Raw genomic sequence first — 20,137 nt, 5'->3', positions numbered from 1 at the left:
TCTTGTCTTGGCCGTAACGTGGCCGAACCGGACCGACCTTGAGACCACGATGAGTCTCTCGGAAAGCCGCCTCCAGGGCCCTCTTCGTTCGTCGGACGTTGACCGGCTCCCACCATCCCGGCTCGCTATGCAACGTTGCTCCAATGAATTACTGTCCCGTTCACTGACGTTATAAAGTATTATAACGCGTCGTTAGCGGAAATCAAGGGGGAATCGTCTAATCGGCTTCCCAGACGATTGAAGGCTCGCGTTCGGGCTCGGCGAAAGCTAACAGGAGGCCGCCCTCCTCCTCCAGCATTCCACGAGCTTCATCCCTTATCGGTCCCAACGGACGAAGGTGCAGGATAGCGGCGTGTTTCGATGACTCAATGCGCCACAGCCCTGCTACGAAACCGTCGACGAGGAAGGTGGACTTAATGATGCCGTTCACCGTAAACACGAGCTGCTTGTAAGCCGGATCCATGATCCGGCTTCGATCCTGGTAGGATAGCAGCATGTTGTCAAACTCCGACAGGAACCGGACGGGAGCAGCCGTATCTTCCGAAAGCAAGGCCAAGTCGGCCATGTCAAACAACTCCTGGCCTGCTTCGTCCCGGTATGTCCGAAGCTCGGGGCGCAGCTTCTCAAGAACGGGACCCAGCTTGGAGAGTCCGGACCATACGCTGATATCCTTGACCGATGCGGGACCGAAGGCGCGCAAATAGCGGCGAATCAGCTCTAGCAACGAGTGTTCATTCCCTTCCCGCAAAGGCTCCCCCAGCCACTCTTCTACTGTTGCATGCGTGGCTGCGCCAGAACGTCTCCATACGCCCCTTGGCGGTAATTGAACGAGCGGCAAGCGGCCACGGACGGCTGCCGCCAGCGAGCCTGCCGCAACGGAAGGCCAATTCTCCTGAAGCAGCCTGCCGAACTCCTCGAATGTGCGGGGGCTTTCTGCGAGCAGCTTTAAAGCGGTCTCCTCAAGCTGTTCCATGTCTACGCCGACTAGCGATTTGCCATGCGTCCCCATTAGCAAGCGATTCTGCACCGGCTGCAGGACGGAACGAAAGGAAAGACAGTCGCGGGCGGACACAAGATGGATGGTGGACCGCATAAGCGCGATGCGTACTGCATCCCTGCCGAGCAATAATTCCGACAGCATGGATGGCTCAAAATCCTGCAGCCTGCTCCACAAAGCGTAATAGGGCGGTTTCGGCGATTGGGCTTGCAGTCCCACCAGTTGCTCGACCGCTTCAAGAGGAGACAGGCTGGAGCGTTCGAGCAGCAGCTGGCGATGGAGCAGCGTCCGATTTAAACTTTTTTTGCTAAGTTGAATGGTGGACATCAGTTCATCCCTCTTCTCTAATATGCTACCAGTATAGCCAGAGAATGGACGATTCGGATAGGGATCCGCTACGATTTTTATTTCGGCCAAAGCGGGCAGTCATTCGCCATAAGCAGGCATGCGCCTTATAATGACATAGACAAGGATTCTATTATACAAGAGGGAGAGTTGCATAATGAGCAAAGAAAGCGGCTGGATTCTGCATTCCGTTATTTTCACGCTGAAGCATGAGAAAGGCTCCGAAGCGGAGCGCCGGTTCCTAGAGGATGGCGAACGAATTCTCACTTCCATCCCCGTAGTGAAGGGATTTAAGGTGTACAAGCAAGTCAGCGTTAAAAATGACTACGACTTCGGCTTCGCCATGGAATTCGACAGCCAGGAGGAATATGACGCTTACAACCATCACGACCTGCACACGGCCTTCGTTTCGGAGCGTTGGGAGAAGGAAGTCGAGAAGTTTCTGGAGATCGACTACAAGCTGTAAGGAGTAGCGCGTCTCGAGGCGCTTTTGTTAAACGACGATTCCCGGAGGTATAATTGGATTTCATGGGTTTAGGCTACCGAGCGAGTGACGAACGCAGGCTCCTAGTTGCCGGATTTGCGGAAAAGCTCTATAATGACGCTAGAGAAAACGAACAATTTCGAACATAGACGTACGAAAAAGGGAGAGGGACTAGCGTGTTGAAAAAGCTGAAAGTATTGCAGCAATTGACGGATGCCGGAGTCGTGGCCGTTCTTCGCGCCGATTCGGCGGAGGAAGTAGCCGAGATGGCGAGACACGCCATTAAGGGCGGCATCAAGGCAATCGAAATCACCATGACTGTACCGTTTGCGCTTCGCGCGATCGAGCAGCTGTCCAAAGAATATTCCTGCGACGTGTCTCCGGAAGCGGACAACTTCGCCATCATCGGAGTGGGAACGGTGCTGGATCCGGAGACGGCTCGCGCCGCGATTCTGGCAGGAGCGGAATACGTAGTTGCCCCCGCGCTGAATCCGGACACCATCAAGCTGTGCAACCGCTATGCGGTGCCGGTTATGCCGGGTACGATGACGATCCAGGAAATTCAGAACGCGCTCGAGCTTGGCGCGGACGTGGTCAAGCTGTTCCCTGGCAATCTGTATTCGCCTGGCGTTATTCCGTCCATCAAGGGACCGCTTCCGCAGGCGAATATTATGCCGACCGGCGGCGTGTCGCTGGACAATCTGAAGGATTGGATCAAGGCGGGCGCTGTTGCCGTCGGCATCGGTTCCGACCTGACGAAGGACGCGGTGAAGTCGGGAGACTTCTCGATCATCGAGCAGAAGGCCGCCGCTTATATGGCCGCATACCGCGAGGCCAAAGGTCTGTAAGCCCTGACGAGACCGCCCCCTATACTATGGAAACAAGCGCCTGACGAAGCCATAAGCTTCTTCAGGCGCTTGTTTATTTGTTGCCACAATAGAATTTTCCGTATCACCTTTGTTGTAAAGGATATTTTGCAACTTCAAGACTTGTATGAGGCTGTCGATTCATTGTTGACGGCAGCGCAGTTAAGTAAAGGCTGATCTTAACTGAAACCTGAAAAATCGAAGAATAGCGTCATTTATGTCCGATAGGCAGTGCAATCAATCTCCGCTCCCCCGCGGCTGCCTGCCCGCTTTTACATGCTTTAATTGCGCCACGATGATGACGCTGATGATTACCAGCAAGAACCACGAGCTGATCTTGCTAAAGCCGACGAGCTGCCAGGACTGGTGCTGGTCGGGATATTTCCATGCGTCGAAGAAGGTCGCGATATTCTCGGCCAGCCAGATAAAGAAGCCGACGATGGCGAAGGCAAGCGTCAAGGGCATTCGGTACGTGACGCCGCGAACCCGGTACAGAATCCATGTTCTCCAGAACACGATCAGCACAAGCCCCGTCAGCCACCAACGGAAGTCGGGAATAAAGTGATGCGTAAAAAAGTTCAAATAGATCGCGCCTCCCAGCAAGCCGGCGGCGGGAAGTCCCGGCCAGCCGGTCATGTCCATGCGCAGTCTGCGCCAAATTTGGCACATGAAGCTCGCTACGCTCGCATACATAAAACCACTGTAGAGCGGTACGCCAAACAACTTCGTGAACCCGGGCTCCGGATACGACCACGAGCCCATCTTCACCTTATAAATTTCAAGAGCCAATCCTATGAGATGGAATACGCAAATCACTTTGATTTCATCAAGCGTCTCCAACCCGCTGCGATACATCAGGAATTGCACGGCGAGCAAGACGAGCAAAATGGCGTCATAACGATGGATGAAGGGCCATTCGACCATGCCGGAGAGCGCTAACGTGCCGAAGATGGCGACGGGAAACAGGCAGCTCATGGCCTGATGGTAGCCGAAATGCAACAGCTGAATAACGGATTTCATAGCGGAATCACCTCTTTATGCCGCAGGCGGCGTTCATGGATCTCGACACTAAGCATAAGGGAATGACCGGCTGCAAAAAAGAGAAAAATCCCGCGGGTTTTTTCCGGTTTTACAAGCGCTGCCTACGGCAATCATCTCGAGCTGATCGCCAGCGACGGCATTTACCGCCGGTTCTGGCAGGAGCGCAAGAGAGCGCAGGAATGGGTGTTGAAATAAAGGCTCCGGCTTGCTTCTGCGTCCGATAAGCGTTATAAATGAAAGAGGTTATTTACTATAGTAGTTCAAAAAGTCCGCTTCCCATTACGAAGTGAGACCGGACTTTTTGAACATGTATTGTATTGCAAGAAGGAATCATTTTTAACGCAAAGGAGACGTTGCTGTAATGGATTACCGGATTGAGAAGGATACGATGGGCGAAATTCAAGTTCCCGCGGATAAGCTGTGGGGGGCGCAGACGCAGCGCAGTCTGCAAAACTTTAAAATCAGCGGCGAGAAGATGCCGCTCGAGGTCGTCTACGGCATGGCGATCGTTAAGAAAGCATCCGCGTTCGCGAACCTGAAGGTTGGCGTGCTGGATGAGGAGAAGGCAGCGGTCATTGGCGAAGCCGTCGACGAAATTCTAAGCGGCAAGTGGGATGCTGAATTCCCTCTCGTTGTTTGGCAGACTGGCAGCGGGACGCAAACGAACATGAACGTCAACGAAGTGGTCGCGCGCCGCGCGAACCAAATTCTAGAAGCTCGCGGCAGCGCAACGCGCATTCACCCGAATGACGACGTCAACCGCTCGCAAAGCTCGAACGATACATTCCCGGCGGCTATGCATATCGCGGGCGTCATCGCGGTCGAAGACCGGCTCATCCCTGCGCTGGACGTGCTTAACGGCACGCTTCGCGCGAAGGCGGAGAAGTTCGACAATCTCGTAAAAATCGGCCGTACCCACCTGCAGGACGCGACACCGATTACGTTCGGCCAAGAGATCAGCGGCTGGTACTCCATGCTGGACAACACGCGCGCGATGCTCATTCAGAGCGTGGACACGATGCGCGAGCTGGCGCTTGGCGGCACGGCTGTCGGCACGGGCCTTAACGCTCATCCGGATTACGCGGTCGCGGTAGCCGAGGAAGTAACGGCACTGACGGGCAAAAAGTTCATAACGGCGCGCAACAAGTTCCATTCCTTGACGAGCCATGACCAAATGGTATATACGCACGGCGCGATCAAAGCGCTGGCAGCGAATTTGATGAAGATCGCCAACGACGTCAGATGGCTGGCCAGCGGTCCGCGCTGCGGCATCGGCGAAATTTCCATTCCGGAGAACGAACCGGGCAGCTCCATCATGCCGGGCAAAGTCAATCCGACGCAAAGCGAAGCCATGACCATGGCGGTTTGCCAGGTTATCGGCAACGACGCGGCGATCGGCATGGCGGCGAGCCAAGGCAACTTCGAGTTGAACGTGTTCAAGCCGGTTATTCTGTACAACTTCATTCAATCCGTGGCGCTGATGGCGGATTCCATGATTTCGTTTAACGACAACTGCGCGGTCGGCATCGAGCCGAACGAAGAAGTCATCAAACGTAATCTGGACCAGTCCCTGATGCTGGTTACGGCGCTCAACCCGCATATCGGCTACGAAAACGCGGCGGCTATCGCAAAGAACGCGCACAAAAAAGGGCTGACGCTTAAGGAATCCGCAATCGCAAGCGGCCTTCTGACGTCGGAGCAGTTCGACCAGTACGTCCGTCCGGAGAACATGATCGGCAAACGCTAATTTGAATATGGAATACCGGGAAGGCTTCCGTTGTTTTGCAGACGGAGGCCTTTTTTTGTGCTCGCTGCAATTAGTTCGTCGAGCTCGAGCCCACGGTCAACTTTTAAATTTTCTTTGTATTTTAGAGCAGGAAATTAGCAATTTTTGTAGAAAATGATAGATTGGGTTCTAGTTCTAAGTTACTAGCCTCAGCTTCCTAGAAATCGTACAAGATTTAAACGCGATTTGATTTAGCGAGGAACAGTACTTCTGATTGGGGGACGGTTGATTGTCTCAAGTTATAAAATTTTTGATATTTGAAAAAGGAGAGATTTCATGAACAAATTTCGCGCCAAGATGGCGATTTTTTTAGCCATTATTTTGACAGTGAATATCATTCAGTATTCGGGTACAGTCGTAGCCGCGCCCGTAACCCTCTCACTGTCCGTGGAAGATACGTTAACGATTCCTGCAAAAACGGAAGGTTATTCATATTACGATAATGATAATTCCTTCTCGATTATTAAGAACGGTCCAAGTTCTGAGGTCATAACCGGACTAAGCATCGCGCTTAGTGGCGGCGCTACGACGAAGTTTAATCACGCCAGCCTTGGGACGACTATGGAGGCCGGTACAAGCTCGATATCCGTCAACATTCGGCCAAAGCCCGGATTGCAGCCCGGAACCTATACGGAGACGGTAACCGTCACGGCGGATGGCGGACTGAGCGACAGCTTTGTCGTGACCTATACGGTCAATGCGGCGCCAGCGCCGACCCTCTCGTTGTCGGTGGACGGTACGTTAACGATTCCGGCCAAGACGGAAGGGTATTTACTTAACGATAACGGCGAGTCCTTCTCTATCAATAAAGTCGGTTATATCGGCGGTACGATCACGGGGTTGAACCTCGCCCTAAGCGGCGGCGCAACGACGAATTTTGTGCACGGCACCCTCGGGACGACTATCGGGGCCGGAACTAGCTCGGTATCGCTTATCATACGTCCAAAAGCCGGATTGCAGCCCGGAACCTATACGGAGACGGTAACCGTCACGGCGGATGGCGGACTGAGCGACAGCTTTGTCGTGACCTATACGGTCAATGCGGCGCCAGCGCCGACCCTCTCGTTGTCGGTGGACGGTACGTTAACGATTCCGGCCAAGACGGAAGGGTATTTACTTAACGATAATGGCGAGTCCTTCTCTATCAATAAAGTCGGTTATATCGGCGGTACGATCACGGGGTTGAACCTCGCGTTTAGCGGCGGCGCAACGACGAATTTTGTGCACGGCACCCTCGGGACGACTATCGGGGCCGGAACTAGCTCGGTATCGCTTATCATACGTCCAAAAGCCGGATTGCTGCCCGGAACCTATACGGAGACGGTAACCGTCACGGCTAACGGCGGACTCAGCGACAGCTTCATCGTCACCTATACGGTCAATGCGGCGCCTAATGTATCCATTACATCCACAGAGAACAATCCGACAAACAATGCATCGTACACCGTCACGGTTTCGTTCAGCGAACCTGTTATCGGATTCGAACCGACGGATATTACGGTCACGAATGGCGCAGCGAGCAATCTGCAGACCAGTGACAATCAGAATTTTACAGCAACGATTACACCATCTTCAGATGGCGCTGTCACTGTAAATATTGAGGCAAATGTAGCAGAGGGTATGCTTAATAATCCGAATAAAGCCGCAGAACCGCACACTATTGAGTATGATGCAACAGCACCGGGGGCTCCGATTATTACGAGTCCGGCTGACGGAGTCTACACCACCAATAGACGGCCGCAATTTAATGGAACCGCAGAGCCAAACAGCGCGATCGTGATTAAGGTAAACGATGTGGAGCACTATGTTACAACCGACAGTCTGGGAGCTTGGATATGGAGCCCGGAGACGAATTGGTCCGACGGTGCATACGAGATTAGCCTTACTGCAGAAGACGAAGCAGGAAACATAAGCGTTGCAACTACTATGAGACTCTATGTGTATACACAGTCGTATGTACCGAATACACCAAATACGTCAGTAATCGTATTCGTGAACGATGAGCCTGTAAGTGCCGGGACGTCTGTAACCACTTATATCAATAACCGCTCTGTTACCACTATCTTAGTAGATGAACAGAAGTTGCAAGCAAGACTAGATGAGGAACAGCAGGGGGCAGTTATCAGAATCCCTGTAGGAGCAACATCGAATGTCTTGATCGGTGAATTGAACGGACGGATGATCTCCAGTTTGGAGCAGAAACAGGCAGTCATTGAATTTGCAACGGATCATGCTTCATACCGATTGCCGGCACAGCAGATCAATATCGCCGCAATTTCGCAACAGTTTGGACAAGATGTACAATTGCAGGATATTAAAATCCAGATCGAAATTGCGTATTCTTCGGAGGAAATGGGAAGGATCGTGGAAAACTCGGCGGCAGCCAGAAACTTCTCTATCGTAGTTCCGCCGTTGGACTTTTCTGTCAAGGTCCTATATGGTGATTCAATGGTAGAAATTGGGAAGTTTGTTGCATACATTGAGCGTAAGATTACGATACCGGATGGTGTCGATCCCGCTAAAATCACAACTGCAATCGTCATTGATGCTGATGGTGCGGTTCGACATGTACCGACGAAAGTAACTATGGAGAACGGCAGCTATTACGTTCTTGTCAACAGCTTGACAAATAGTACGTATACTGTAATCTGGCATCCAATCGAATTTAATGATGTTATCGATCACTGGTCCCGCGAAGCAGTGAACGATATGGGCTCGAGAATGGTTGTAGAAGGAACGGGCAATGGATTGTTCAACCCGGATGCGTCTATTACCCGATCGGAGTTTGCGGCGATCATGGTACGTGGACTGGGGTTGAAGCCGGAAAATGAAACTTCGCCGTTCAGCGATATAGCTGAGGGAGCGTGGTACGCCGATGCGGTATTGACGGCGTATGAATATGGACTGATCGACGGGTATACGGATGGCACGTTCAGGCCTGCAGATCTGATCTCTCGTGAGCAGGCTATGACGATTCTTTCCAGGGCGATGACAATAACTGGACTGAAAGCGAAGCTGCCCTCCGTATCAATCGATGCCGCATTGCAACTGTTCGAGGATGTATCCTCCGCTTCAGAATGGGCGAAGGACGGCATTGCAAACACTGTGACAGCTGGGATTATTACCGGTCGTTCCGATTCAATGCTTGCCCCAAACGAGAACATCACACGTGCGGAAGTTGCCTTAATTGTGCGCAGACTGCTTAAGAAATCCGAACTGATATAAACAAACGCGGCACGTAATAAGAGACGCCTCCTATTCGCGTTATTCGGAAAATATTAGCGTATATAAGGCGGAAGCCGCGATTCTCGTTCAGCGCCGGCTCAAGCAAGCGGATTTGATTTAATAAACAGATACCAACAAAGACAGGATCGCTATTTGCGGTCCTGTCTTTGTTGGTGAATTATAGGTCCATGGGTGCTGAAAGTAACCAAATCGCACGAGTTTGTTGGTGACACCGACAAACTGCCTGCCAAAGCAGCAAAGACCGTCAGGGTGATCTACTCTGACGGCTTTTCTCATTACTGCGTTGTCTGTAAAATGAGGGGCGTTATAGCATTTGCCGCTAAAGGCCCCGACGTCTGGGCAGTCGGATGAAAGATGCGGGCTCGAAAGATGTTTTAATTGTCTTGCAATATATCGCACATTTATGTAGTATAACATATAAATGTGATAGTGTAATAAAATATACTATCACATACAAGTTGTCCAAGCGACGAATGGGGGAATTCGAATGGGGAGCTCTACTTTGTCTTCGTTTATAAACGCTCAATTGGCCGATCTAAAGGTTCGGGGGTTATACAACACGATCGAACCGCTGGAGAGCGCGAACGGTCCGGTTATCCGAATGGGAGGCCGGTCGTTCGTGAACTTGTCTTCCAATAACTATCTGGGTTTGGCGACCGACAAGGGGCTCGTGGACGCTGCCGTACAGGCTACGATACAATTCGGGGTCGGCAGCGGCGCCGTCCGGACGATTAACGGGACGATGTCTCTCCACGTCGAGCTGGAGGAGAAGCTGGCGGCGTTCAAAGGGACGGAAGCAGCAGTCGCGTATCCATCGGGATTCAACTGCAACATGGCGGCAATCTCGGCCATCATGGGCGAAGGGGATGCGATTCTGTCGGATGAGCTCAACCACGCGTCCATTATCGACGGCTGCAGATTGACGAAGGCGAAGGTCATCCGGTACGCCCACTCCGATATGGACGATCTGCGAGGAAAGGCGAGGGAGGCCAGAGAATCGGGCCAATACGCAAAGATTATGGTCATCACGGACGGCGTGTTCTCGATGGATGGCGACATCGCTAAACTTCCCGAGATTGTCGATATCGCGGAGACCTATGACCTGATCACCTATGTGGACGATGCCCATGGTTCGGGTGTACTCGGCGGCGGTGCGGGTACCGTGAAGCACTTCGGGTTATCCGGCCGCGTCGATCTGCAGATCGGCACGCTGTCCAAGGCCGTCGGCGTCGTCGGAGGGTACGTGGCATGCTCCAAATCGGTTGCGGATTGGCTCAAGGCGCGCAGCAGGCCGTTCCTCTTCTCGACGTCGCTCCCTCCGGGAGCGGTTGCGGCAAGCATCGCGGCGATCGATCGGCTGCAAGAGAGCCGGGAGCTGCAGGAGAGGTTGTGGAGCAACGCGGCCTATCTGCAGAACGGTCTCCGGAAGCTGGGATTTTCCATCGGCCCGACTCAGACGCCTATCACTCCGTGTATCATCGGAGACGAAGGGAAGACGCAGCGTTTCAGTGCCATGCTGTACGGGGAAGGCATATACGCCAAAGCGATCGTGTTCCCAACCGTGCCTAAAGGAACGGGGCGCATCCGAAATATGCCGACTGCCGAGCACACATCGGAAATGCTCGACCGTACGCTCGCCGCATACGAGAAGGCGGGCCGCGAACTCGGAATCATTGGATAGGAGGAAGGCGGGATGAAACGAATACTGTTGACCGGTGCGCTTGGACAGATCGGGAGCGAGCTCGCGGTCAGGCTGCGGGAATTGTACGGGAGTGACGCAGTCTTGACGACGGACGTTCGGGAAGACCGGAGCGAGGCGGCGCAAGGCGGACCCTTCCAGCTGCTGGACGTCACGGACGGACGGGCGTTTTATGAGGCGGCCAGGGCCCATCGGGCCGACACGATCATCCATCTGGCGGCACTCCTGTCCGCGACGGCCGAAGCGAAGCCATTGTTCGCCTGGCAGCTGAATATGGGAGGGCTGCTGAACGCGCTGGAGACGGCCCGTGAGCTGGGCTGTCAATTGTTCGTGCCGAGCTCGATCGCCGCTTTTGGACCGGACGCCCCCAGGCAAGGCACGCCGCAGGACGCGCCGCTGCGTCCGGGAACGATGTACGGGATCAGCAAAGCGGCCGGCGAGCAGTTATGCGACTATTATTACAGGAAGTATGCCGTAGACGTAAGAGGCTTGCGGTTTCCCGGCTTGATCTCGCATGCCGCCCCTCCTGGCGGCGGAACGACCGATTACGCCGTCGAGATGTACGTTCAAGCTTTCAAAATCGGAAGTTATACTTCCTATATCGGGAAAGGAACGTTCCTCGATATGATGTACATGCCGGACGCGATCGCTTCCGTCGCCTTGTTGATGGAAGCCGACGCTTCCCGGCTAAAGCGCCGCAATGCCTATAACATAACGGCCATGAGCATAGATCCCGAAGCGATTGCGGCCAGCATCCGAAGAAAGCTGCCGGGTTTCGAGCTCCTCTACCATATCGATCCCCTTCGCCAGGCGATTGCGGACGGTTGGCCTGACGCGATCGATGCTTCGGCCGCGTGCGAGGAGTGGGGTTTCCGACCCGCATATGATCTGGACCGGACGACCGACGAGATGCTGACGACTCTTTCCCGCAAACTGCTTGGTAGCGGGGGAGGCTCGATTTTGTTGCCGCAATAGTGTATACGATTGAAGTTTTTCTCATGATAGGCTAGAATGAAACGACAAAACGATAATGCGAGGAGGCCGATTCCGTTTGGAGCCCATCCATAAGAAGGTTGGCAAAAATTTGCACGCCATCCGGAAGTCGAGGGGCCTCAGCCTCGACAACGTCGCCGAGATGACCGGCGTGAGCAAAGCGATGCTGGGCCAGATCGAACGGGGAGACTCCAATCCGACTATTTCGGTGCTATGGCGTATCGTAAACGGTCTGGGCATCTCTTTTACGACGCTGATCGAAGAGGTGGATTCGGACGTCACAATCGCGACGCCTGGAGATCTGGAGTCGTTTGCGGAAGAAGAGGGCGCGTACCGGACATTTCCGCTGTTCCCGTATCGGCTGCGGAACAAATTCGAATCCTACCTGGTCGATATAGCGGCGGGCTGCGAGCATGTCTCCGAGCCCCATAACGACGGCGTAGAGGAGTATTTATTTGTCCAGCAGGGCGTACTGGAGCTGGAGCACGGGGATGAACGCTACGAAGTGCCGGCAGGCAGCGCCGTTCATTTCCACGCGAATCGGCCCCATACGTACCGGAATCATGGCGAGGAGACGGCGAAGTTTTTTGCGGTCATTTTTTATGCGGACGCTGCGGCGCGAGGTTAGTCGGTATTTCATTACAGCTTAATGAACGGAAAACGTCAGTATAATAGCGAAGCGGCAGTTTTGGACTTTATTACTCGTCCAAGACTGCCGCTTTTTTTGTTTCTTTAAACCTGACCTCTATTTCCCGCAATGAAACGCTCTGTGCCGCCTAAGGGCAGCGACAGCCGTTTCTTCTTGTTTAATCAGGCTTTCAAGGGAAAATTGCTGAAAATGTTTATTCGATTGAAAGTGTTTAGTACGCTTTTTCCTCATTTGGTTTAGCTTCGTTTTTATTGTATCTTGTCGCGGCATTCCAAAAGCTCAATGATGAATAGGAACTCGAATGCGATAAGCACACATCCAATTATTGTCGGACGGAGGAGGTACGATGAAATGAAAACGGGCTTTGCGAGCAACCAGGAGGTGACGTATGGGAACAAGCGCAAGTAGACGGTTCAAACAAAATGTGCCGCTCTTATGGATGTTTATTCCGGGAGCGATGTTTTATCTTCTAATCAAGTACACGCCAATGGCGGGGCTCGTGATCGCGTTCAAGGATTACAATCTTCATGACGGAATCGTACGCAGTCCCTGGGTCGGCCTCGACAATTTCCGCCTGATCTTTAGCAACCCCCTGACAACGGACATCATTCTTAACACATTGTGGCTAAGCTTGCTCCGGCTCGTCGTCGGTTTTCCGTTTCCGATTCTCCTGGCTTAAAGGTTTTCAATTCGTGGAATGGGACGATATTGCGATCGAAGGGATGGACGACAGCGCCTATTCCGTGCAAGACGGAATGTTTCTAGTTCCGCCCAAAGCGGGATTCGGGCTGGACTTTGACGATGATCGGTTTACCTATCAAGTTTCTCGCGGCGGCTGGTTGATCGATTAGTTGCGCAAGCGCGGTGTGCCGCGGGGGAGTTCATAATGAATAAGTGGTATGCCGGGGAGAAGGATTTGGTCATAGGCCAGATACTTCTCTTTATTTTTTTGGAGTGATCGAGCCTTGCGCTCACAAGCGTCGCGTGGTTGCCGCCGATTATGGTATGATACTTATGGTTTCCATCGTTTCATACTAAATATAAAGTAGGTTTGCTCATGCATCTATTATCGGTTGAACATATAACAAAAAGCTATGGCGAGAAGCTGCTGTTCGAGGATGTCACGTTCGGGGTCGAGGACGGAGACAAAATCGGCATCATCGGCGTCAACGGCACGGGCAAGTCAACGTTTCTAAAGGTCATCGCAGGGCTGGAGCAGCCGGATTCCGGAACCGTATCGGTGGGAAATCGGGTTGTCATCCGCATGTTGTCGCAGGACCCCGTATTCGCGGCTGGGGAGACGGCTCTGGAGCATGTGCTGGGCGGGGACTCCCCGCAACTGCGGGCGGTTCAAGCTTATGCGGCGGCCATGGAAGCTATCGGGCTAAATGCGGGCAGCGAGAAGCTGCAGCAGGAGCTGATCGCGGCGAACGCGAAAATGGACGAACTGGACGCGTGGGGACTCGAGAACGAAGCGAAGACGGCGCTCTCCAAGCTGGGCATACACGATCATGGCGCCAAGGTAGAGACGATGTCGGGCGGCCAGCGAAAGCGGGTAGCCATGGCGGCGGCGCTGCTGCTGCCATCCGACGTGCTGATTTTGGACGAGCCGACGAACCATATCGATAATGAGTCGGTCGCCTGGCTGGAGGGGATGCTGCAGAAACGGCGCGGCGCGCTGCTCATGATTACGCATGACCGCTATTTCCTTGATCGGGTCAGCAACCGCGTGATCGAGCTGGACCGCGGACAAGCCCATTTCTACCAGGCGAACTATAGCCGCTTTCTGGAGCTCAAGCTGGAGCGCGAGGAGCGGGAGGCCGCATCGGAAGCGAAGCGCCAGAACTTATTGCGCAATGAGCTGGCGTGGATTCGGCGGGGAGCAAAGGCCCGGACGACCAAGCAGAAGGCGCGGATCGACCGGTTCGAGGCGCTTAAGGCGGCAGGACCCAAGGGAGCGGACGGCAAGCTGGAGCTGTCGGTGGCTTCATCGCGGCTGGGCAAGAAGATCGTCGAAGCCGAGGATGTAGGCAAAAGCTACGGTGATCGCCAGCTTTTCTCCGGGTTCAGCTATATCTCGGTGCCGGAGGATCGCGTCGGCATCGTCGGACGCAACGGCAGCGGCAAGTCGACGCTGCTTCGCATTCTGGCCGGGAAGATTCAGCCGGACGAAGGAACGGTGGAGCGCGGCTTGACCGTAAAGCTGGGCTGGTTCTCGCAGGAGCGCGAGGAGATGGACGAAAGTCTTCGCGTTATCGAATATATACGCGAGGATGCCGAGCAGGTGAAGACGGCGGACGGCACGACGATCTCCGCCGGCCAGATGCTGGAGCGGTTCCTGTTCCCTCCGGCGCTGCAATGGTCGCCGATCTCGAAGCTGTCGGGAGGCGAGAAGCGGCGTTTGCAGCTGCTGCGCGTGCTGATGAACGCGCCGAACGTGCTTCTGCTCGACGAGCCGACTAATGATCTCGATATCGCAACGTTGACCGTGCTGGAGGATTATCTCGACGACTTCCCCGGCGTCGTATTCGTCGTCTCCCATGACCGCTACTTCCTCGACCGTACGGTGGATCGCATTATCGCCTTCGAAGAAGGCGGCGTCATTACGCAGCATACCGGCAATTATTCGGAATACCGGGAGTATGCGGACAAGCGCTCTGCCGCAGGAGCGGGAGGCGGCAGCGGAGCGATGTCCGGCGGCGGAGGGAATAGCAGCAAGTCGGGCGGATTCGCTGGCGGAGCAGGTTCTGGCGCGAATGGAGGCAAAGCGAGCGGCTCCGCAAGCGAAGCTTCTGCCGCACAAGGCAGTGCGGCCGCGAGTGGTTCATCCGGTCGCGAGCGCGCGCTCAAGATGTCGTACAAGGATCAGAAGGACTACGAAGCGATCGACGGTTGGATCGCCGAAGCCGAGGAGGAGCTCTCCGCCGTAGCCGAAGAAATGGAAGCGGCCAGCAGCGATTCGGTGCGGCTTCAAGAGCTTGCCGCCAAACAGCAGCAGCTGGAAGAAAAGCTGGAGTCGCTTATGGAGCGGTGGACGGAGCTTAATCTGCTCGCGGAGGAGATTGCCGCGCAGAAGAAGGGCTGATCCAATCCATGACGCGCTCGGCTTACCGAACAACAAATTCTTATTGGCGATAAAAACTTCCTTATGCTTACGAAGCGGCTTTGCTTGGCAAAGCTGAAGGTCGCTGATCACCGAAGTACTTCGATAAAAGTTTTTCTCAATAAAGGAGGCTTTTCGCATGGGGTCGCATACCGTCGAAACCAAAGAAATTAAAAACATCTACTGCATCGGCCGCAACTACCGGCTGCATGCGCTGGAACTGGGCAACGAAGTGCCGGAGTCCCCAATGGTGTTTACGAAACCGAGCCATGCAGTAGCCGCGATGGATGGAAGCACGGTAGAGCTGCCGGGCGGCGTCGGCGAGGTTCATTTCGAGCTGGAGATCGTGTTGCGCGTCGGAGAAGGGTACAAACCAGGCGCTCCGACAGACGAAATTTTTGACGCCATGACGCTGGGGCTCGACCTGACGCTACGCGACGTGCAGTCGAAGCTTAAGGCAAAGGGGCATCCTTGGCTGGCGGCCAAAGGATTCAAGGCTTCGGCCCCGCTGGGCGATTGGATTCCGTACCCGGGCGAGGCAGCTCTTGCGGAGACGGAGTTCACCCTGCAGCGCGGAGAAGAAGTCGCTCAGCGCGGCTGTGCGAAGGATATGCTGTTCGGCGTGACCGCGCTTGTCCACCATATCGAGGCGAACTACGGCCTTGGCCCCGGCGATCTGCTCTTCACGGGCACGCCCGCGGGCGTAGCCGCTCTTCGGGACGGCGAAACGCTCCAGGCGTTCTGGGGCGAGCAGAAGCTGGGCGCTTGCAGGGTGGCATTAAAGAATTAAACTCCGTTGCCGAGCAATGGGAACAGGAAACGCCGTTGCGAAAACAAATGAAAGAAGCTCGCCAAAACTCAGCACCCTTAAGGGAGCGAGCGTGGCGAGCTTTTTTTCACATGCGAACGTATAAGATTTCGGTCCTCGAAAACGGATTTCTTATTGGCGATAAAACCTGCCTCATGCTTCCGAAGCGGCTTTGCTTTGCAAAGCTGGATGTCGCTCATTTCGAACGGCCTCGATAGTTGATTTCTCATTGGAATATAGGAAAGCATTTCTCGCGATCCTTTCTCTATTTATCTCGAGATGAAACCAAATCGCACGAGTTTGTCGGTGGTACCGACAATCGTGGATGCCAAAGCTAGTCGGATCGGATCGGCTCCATGATAGTGGAGAAATCCACCATATCGAGCTGAATTCGGCCACAACCGTCTGATATAGCGGATAAGTCCGCTATAATTCAACCAAGTTAGCCGGAATCAAGTGGACAATGTGAGCTGTAACCCGAAAAAATCGGGTTACTAGAGCCGCGAGGAGCGACATGGTGAGCTGTAACCCGAAAAAATCGGGTTACAGAGCCGTGCGGAGCGACTTTGTGAGCTGTAACCCGAAAAAATCGGGTTACAGAGCCGTGCGGAGCGACTTTGTGAGCTGTAACCCGAAAAAATCGGGTTACAGAGCCGTGCGGAGCGACTTTGTGAGCTGTAACCCGAAAAAATCGGGTTACAGAGCCGTGCGGAGCGACTTTGTGAGCTGTAACCCGAAAAAATCGGGTTACAGAGCCGTGCGGAGCGACTTTGTGAGCTGTAACCCGAAAAAATCGGGTTACTGGGCCGTGCGGAGCGACATGGTGAGCTGTAACCCGAAAAAATCGGGTTACAGAGCCGTGCGCCGCCGTCGACCGTAGCTGTTTATCTGCCTTGCCGCTCCTCGAGCTTCCTCCACTGCTTCCTCCATCGTTTTCTGTACGGAGGGTAGTTTTATCCTTAATTGAACGTGCCGCACCGCCAAAGGACGGCGAAAGCCGGTTCACCTTATGCAACGGCAAGCGGAATCGCACTAGCCGTGTATCAACGTCCGGCGCCGCGTTTCTTTCTCAGCACCAACCCAATCGCGATACCTGCCGCTATTACCGCAACGACGCCGGCAAGCACGGGCCATGGAAGCTTGACGTCAATATCCTTCGCCGAATCGGCAATGCGTTGATTGAGATCTTTGTTCGGCGGCATTCCTTGACCCAATAGATCAAGATCCCCTTGAGCTTGCGAGAGCGCCTTCGTACGAGTGCATATCCCCGTACCCGGTTCGTCTCCGTTCCCGTCGGGGCCGGAAGCGTAGGCATAAACCAGGTAGGACATGCCTTGCTGGAAGAAGAAACCGCAATCGCCGCCGCCGCTGCCGGTCCACACCGTCATACGCGAGCCGGCTTCACCCTTGTACACGGTCTCCGTCTCGAACTGGATATTTTTAATGAAAAAGCCTTGTTTGCTTTTGGCCTCCGTTACATCAGCAACTTTTCCGGCAAATACGATTTGTGCCCCTTCGGCGGCATCCGTAACAGGCTTCGGCTCCGCGCAACTGCATGCGAACGTTGTTTGAGGCAGGTATGCCATCGCAATGCCGGTCAGCAAAGCTGCCAGCAGAATGAGTTTGCCTATTGTTTTCAAAGGAATCCTCCTGTTCGTCTTATTAAAAAATATAGGAAAGGATTTCGCCATACATTCTCGGAATGAAACGCGCAGCGCCGCCAAAGGATGGCGTAGCCGTTTCACCTTGCCTTATGCATTAAGAACGTGCCAAAAAAGCGAAGTGTTGCAACCGGATGCAAGATCAATCGACATCGGAGTGAATTTATGGAATAATCGTCTACATTATATTCGAGTTCAAAAAGTTCGGTTATCAGTACCAAGAAGATTGGATGAAGCTAGAACCTGAGGAGCGGAGCGTAGTGGAAGCTACGTGAGCACCGGAAGGTTCGGCTGCATTCAATATTCGACGTCGAGTAAGCTTCTAGGATTACTTCGTAATGGGAAGCGGACTTTTTGAACAACCTCATTAAGGGGGGGAGCCGATTGAAGGTCGTATGGATCGAAGACGAGACCGAGCTGCTCAAGGAATGCGCGGATTATTTGCGGCGGGAAGATATCGAGGTTCACGGAGCGGCGACGCTGTCGGAAGCCGAGGCGCTCATTAGGGAAGAGAAGCCGGATCTGCTGCTGGTGGACTGGATGCTGCCCGGAGGAGAGAGCGGGCTGGATCTATGCAAGCGCAACGAGCGGGAATGGGGCTTGCCCATTATTATGGTGACGGCTAAAGGCGATGAGTTTGACAAGGTGCTGGCGCTGGAGCTGGGAGCGGACGATTATTTGACGAAACCGTTCGGTCTGCGGGAGCTGGGCGCTAGAATGAAAGCTGTATTGCGGCGCACATCCAAGGGAAACGTCCGGGAGGACGGAAGGCATCGCGAAGATATGCGATTACAGCGAGGATTGCTGCTGCTGGATAACGACAAATATGCGGCGCAGCTCGAGGATCGCCGTCTGGAGCTGACTCGCACGGAATTTATGCTGCTCTGGAAGCTTGCTTCCCATCCTGGACGAGTGTTCACGCGAACCCATCTCATGGACGAAGCGCTTGGCGACGATTATATCGGCTACGAGCGGACGATTGATTCGCATATTCGCAATTTGCGCAAGAAGCTTGGCGATCACGAAGCGGAGAAGCCTTACATCGAGACTGTGTATGGCATCGGGTATCGGTTTTCCGAAGAGGCTAGGTGACAGGGATGAACGGCGCGCAGACTGACGGCTTGACCATTGGACGCGGACGGAATGGACCAGCAAAGCGGCTGCGACTGGTTGCGATTAGCATAGTGGCGGCTTTGCTTACAGGATGGATCGTACAAATTGTACTTCTGGGCATGGAGAGCAGGGAACGGGAGAGGGCAGAGCTGTATTGGAACGGCTATGCAGTCATGTATGTCGAGTTGAGTGGCGGCTTTGACGGATTGCAGGAGCGGCTTGTGCGAGACGCGTATGTGTATGGTGCGGATTCCGACTTCGCCGTTCGGATCTATGCAGGCGATGATGATCATTACGAGAAAGTAGCAGGGGTTTCGCGGGGCGATAAATGGAGCGGGGGACGCAAGCTGCCGGTTATGACGGGAGGTCGAATTGTCGGCTATACCGAGACGAGCATTACCTCCTTTGGCCATTCATGGTTCATAAAATTTGTTGTTCCTTGCATGACGGGGTTATTCGTATTGACTTGCGGTCTGATCCTTCAGCATAAGTTGAATCGGACGGAAGATCAGGCCGGTCGGCGTCTAGCGGAAGAATTGAAGACGTATATGGCGCAGCTTCGCCATTTGCCTGGTGATTTCGGAGAGCGGGATTGGACGTCTTTGAAGGGAGAAATTGGAGACCTCTTGCGTCGCAACCAACAGCTGGAGACGGTCAGAACGACGATGGTGGCGGATATCGCTCACGAGCTTCGAACGCCGATTGCCATTATGCGAGCCACGCTGGATCATGCGTTGCAGTCAGGTGCTCCTCTGGCGCCGGACAAGCTTGCCGTTCTTCATGACGAGACGTTGCGGTTAAGCCGTCTCGTCCGCGATCTGCAGGAGCTGGCGCTTGCGGAGAGCGGACATCTGCCGCTGTTCAAGTCCTGGTTTTCTATGACTGAGCTGGCGGTAGAGGTGTTGGAGACGCTTTCGGCGGCCGGAGAGGAACGCGGCATACGGCATGACATTACGGGACTTCCGGATGCAACGATGTACGGAGATCGCGGACGCATCAAGCAATTGTTAATTAATCTTGTCGGCAATGCGTTCCGTCATGCCCAATCTCTGATGACGGTAGATTTAGCGTTAGCGGGAGGCTCGATCCAGCTTACAGTCAGCGATGACGGTCCGGGAATCGAAGAGGAGGAGTTGGAGAGGGTGTTCGACCGCTTTTATCGGGGAACGGAAACAGCCAAAGGCGGCAGAGGACGCGGAACGGGGCTTGGCCTGGGTCTTGCCATTGTCCGCGAATTCGCTCGAGCTCATGGCGGGGAGGCGGCGGTACGAAGCCGTTATGGCGAGGGAGCCAGCTTTGTCGTAACGCTGCCGGTCATGAAGGAATAAGGGGAAGATAGGAGATGC

The 20,137-nt window shown here is 54.1% G+C and carries 16 protein-coding genes and 2 pseudogenes; 15 read left to right on the top strand and 3 right to left on the bottom strand.

Going from position 1 to position 20,137, the window contains the following annotated elements:
- Window positions 1-217 precede the first annotated feature (217 nt).
- Window positions 218-1,324: a winged helix DNA-binding domain-containing protein gene (locus KJW29_RS20140; protein WP_214625903.1), complete on the bottom strand. Its 1,107-nt coding sequence runs from the start codon at window positions 1,322-1,324 to the stop codon at window positions 218-220.
- Between the two features lie 175 nt (window positions 1,325-1,499).
- Here KJW29_RS20140 and KJW29_RS20135 point away from each other — a divergent pair, with 175 nt between their 5' ends.
- Both KJW29_RS20135 and KJW29_RS20130 read left to right on the top strand, forming a co-directional pair.
- Window positions 1,500-1,808: a Dabb family protein gene (locus tag KJW29_RS20135; protein WP_214625902.1), complete on the top strand. Its 309-nt coding sequence runs from the start codon at window positions 1,500-1,502 to the stop codon at window positions 1,806-1,808.
- 197 nt (window positions 1,809-2,005) lie between these two features.
- Window positions 2,006-2,674: a bifunctional 2-keto-4-hydroxyglutarate aldolase/2-keto-3-deoxy-6-phosphogluconate aldolase gene (locus tag KJW29_RS20130; protein ID WP_214631223.1), complete on the top strand. Its 669-nt coding sequence runs from the start codon at window positions 2,006-2,008 to the stop codon at window positions 2,672-2,674.
- A gap of 255 nt (window positions 2,675-2,929) precedes the next feature.
- Here KJW29_RS20130 and KJW29_RS20125 read toward each other — a convergent pair whose 3' ends face one another.
- Complete coding sequence (locus KJW29_RS20125; protein WP_214625901.1) at window positions 2,930-3,712, bottom strand: DUF817 domain-containing protein; 783 nt, start codon at window positions 3,710-3,712, stop codon at window positions 2,930-2,932.
- A 382-nt stretch (window positions 3,713-4,094) separates the two neighbouring features.
- Here KJW29_RS20125 and fumC point away from each other — a divergent pair, with 382 nt between their 5' ends.
- From fumC to KJW29_RS20080, 11 genes and pseudogenes are all read left to right on the top strand, one after another.
- Entirely contained in the window at window positions 4,095-5,480 is a 1,386-nt protein-coding gene (fumC, locus tag KJW29_RS20120) for a class II fumarate hydratase (RefSeq protein ID WP_187101792.1), read from the top strand.
- 315 nt (window positions 5,481-5,795) lie between these two features.
- The gene (locus tag KJW29_RS20115) at window positions 5,796-8,744 is read left to right on the top strand and encodes an S-layer homology domain-containing protein (protein WP_214625900.1); all 2,949 of its coding nucleotides are present in this window, start codon (window positions 5,796-5,798) and stop codon (window positions 8,742-8,744) included.
- A gap of 508 nt (window positions 8,745-9,252) precedes the next feature.
- Window positions 9,253-10,446, top strand: a complete 1,194-nt coding sequence (locus KJW29_RS20110; RefSeq protein WP_214625899.1) for a glycine C-acetyltransferase — start codon at window positions 9,253-9,255, stop codon at window positions 10,444-10,446.
- Between the two features lie 12 nt (window positions 10,447-10,458).
- Window positions 10,459-11,439, top strand: coding sequence for an NAD-dependent epimerase/dehydratase family protein (locus tag KJW29_RS20105; RefSeq protein WP_214625898.1), 981 nt, complete (start codon window positions 10,459-10,461; stop codon window positions 11,437-11,439).
- 76 nt (window positions 11,440-11,515) lie between these two features.
- Window positions 11,516-12,085 carry a helix-turn-helix domain-containing protein gene (locus tag KJW29_RS20100; RefSeq protein ID WP_214625897.1) on the top strand — a complete coding sequence of 190 codons (570 nt, stop codon included), beginning with the start codon at window positions 11,516-11,518 and terminating at the stop codon, window positions 12,083-12,085.
- Between the two features lie 409 nt (window positions 12,086-12,494).
- Entirely contained in the window at window positions 12,495-12,785 is a 291-nt protein-coding gene (locus tag KJW29_RS20095) for a hypothetical protein (RefSeq protein WP_214625896.1), read from the top strand.
- 13 nt (window positions 12,786-12,798) lie between these two features.
- Entirely contained in the window at window positions 12,799-12,957 is a 159-nt protein-coding gene (locus KJW29_RS20090) for a hypothetical protein (protein ID WP_214625895.1), read from the top strand.
- 206 nt (window positions 12,958-13,163) lie between these two features.
- Window positions 13,164-13,997 (top strand): annotated as a pseudogene (locus tag KJW29_RS36870) (ABC-F family ATP-binding cassette domain-containing protein); the annotation flags it as partial.
- A 198-nt stretch (window positions 13,998-14,195) separates the two neighbouring features.
- Window positions 14,196-14,510 (top strand): annotated as a pseudogene (locus tag KJW29_RS36865) (ATP-binding cassette domain-containing protein); the annotation flags it as partial.
- An 18-nt stretch (window positions 14,511-14,528) separates the two neighbouring features.
- Window positions 14,529-15,191 carry an ATP-binding cassette domain-containing protein gene (locus tag KJW29_RS36860; RefSeq protein WP_425517569.1) on the top strand — a complete coding sequence of 221 codons (663 nt, stop codon included), beginning with the start codon at window positions 14,529-14,531 and terminating at the stop codon, window positions 15,189-15,191.
- A 157-nt stretch (window positions 15,192-15,348) separates the two neighbouring features.
- Window positions 15,349-15,999 (top strand): fumarylacetoacetate hydrolase family protein, encoded by a 651-nt coding sequence (locus KJW29_RS20080; RefSeq protein ID WP_214625893.1) that lies wholly within the window; start codon window positions 15,349-15,351, stop codon window positions 15,997-15,999.
- Between the two features lie 1,061 nt (window positions 16,000-17,060).
- Here KJW29_RS20080 and KJW29_RS20075 read toward each other — a convergent pair.
- Entirely contained in the window at window positions 17,061-17,657 is a 597-nt protein-coding gene (locus tag KJW29_RS20075; RefSeq protein ID WP_214625892.1) for a hypothetical protein, read from the bottom strand.
- A gap of 405 nt (window positions 17,658-18,062) precedes the next feature.
- On the opposite strand from KJW29_RS20075, the gene KJW29_RS20070 reads away from it, so the two are divergent.
- Both KJW29_RS20070 and KJW29_RS20065 read left to right on the top strand, forming a co-directional pair.
- Window positions 18,063-18,770: a response regulator transcription factor gene (locus KJW29_RS20070; RefSeq protein ID WP_246608299.1), complete on the top strand. Its 708-nt coding sequence runs from the start codon at window positions 18,063-18,065 to the stop codon at window positions 18,768-18,770.
- A gap of 5 nt (window positions 18,771-18,775) precedes the next feature.
- Entirely contained in the window at window positions 18,776-20,119 is a 1,344-nt protein-coding gene (locus tag KJW29_RS20065; RefSeq protein WP_246608867.1) for a sensor histidine kinase, read from the top strand.
- Window positions 20,120-20,137 lie beyond the last annotated feature (18 nt).

Source organism: Paenibacillus agaridevorans (assembly GCF_018604145.1).
Lineage (GTDB): Bacteria > Bacillota > Bacilli > Paenibacillales > Paenibacillaceae > Pristimantibacillus > Pristimantibacillus agaridevorans.
Note: the sequence above shows the minus strand (reverse complement) of the source record. Positions and strands in the feature narration are given on the sequence as shown.

Coding starts and splice junctions, on each gene's coding strand:
- KJW29_RS20140 (WP_214625903.1), bottom strand. CDS start 1,324: ATGTCCACCATTCAACTTAGCAAAAAAAGTTTAAATCGGACGCTGCTC.
- KJW29_RS20135 (WP_214625902.1), top strand. CDS start 1,500: ATGAGCAAAGAAAGCGGCTGGATTCTGCATTCCGTTATTTTCACGCTG.
- KJW29_RS20125 (WP_214625901.1), bottom strand. CDS start 3,712: ATGAAATCCGTTATTCAGCTGTTGCATTTCGGCTACCATCAGGCCATG.
- fumC (WP_187101792.1), top strand. CDS start 4,095: ATGGATTACCGGATTGAGAAGGATACGATGGGCGAAATTCAAGTTCCC.
- KJW29_RS20115 (WP_214625900.1), top strand. CDS start 5,796: ATGAACAAATTTCGCGCCAAGATGGCGATTTTTTTAGCCATTATTTTG.
- KJW29_RS20110 (WP_214625899.1), top strand. CDS start 9,253: ATGGGGAGCTCTACTTTGTCTTCGTTTATAAACGCTCAATTGGCCGAT.
- KJW29_RS20105 (WP_214625898.1), top strand. CDS start 10,459: ATGAAACGAATACTGTTGACCGGTGCGCTTGGACAGATCGGGAGCGAG.
- KJW29_RS20095 (WP_214625896.1), top strand. CDS start 12,495: ATGGGAACAAGCGCAAGTAGACGGTTCAAACAAAATGTGCCGCTCTTA.
- KJW29_RS36860 (WP_425517569.1), top strand. CDS start 14,529: ATGAACGCGCCGAACGTGCTTCTGCTCGACGAGCCGACTAATGATCTC.
- KJW29_RS20080 (WP_214625893.1), top strand. CDS start 15,349: ATGGGGTCGCATACCGTCGAAACCAAAGAAATTAAAAACATCTACTGC.
- KJW29_RS20065 (WP_246608867.1), top strand. CDS start 18,776: ATGAACGGCGCGCAGACTGACGGCTTGACCATTGGACGCGGACGGAAT.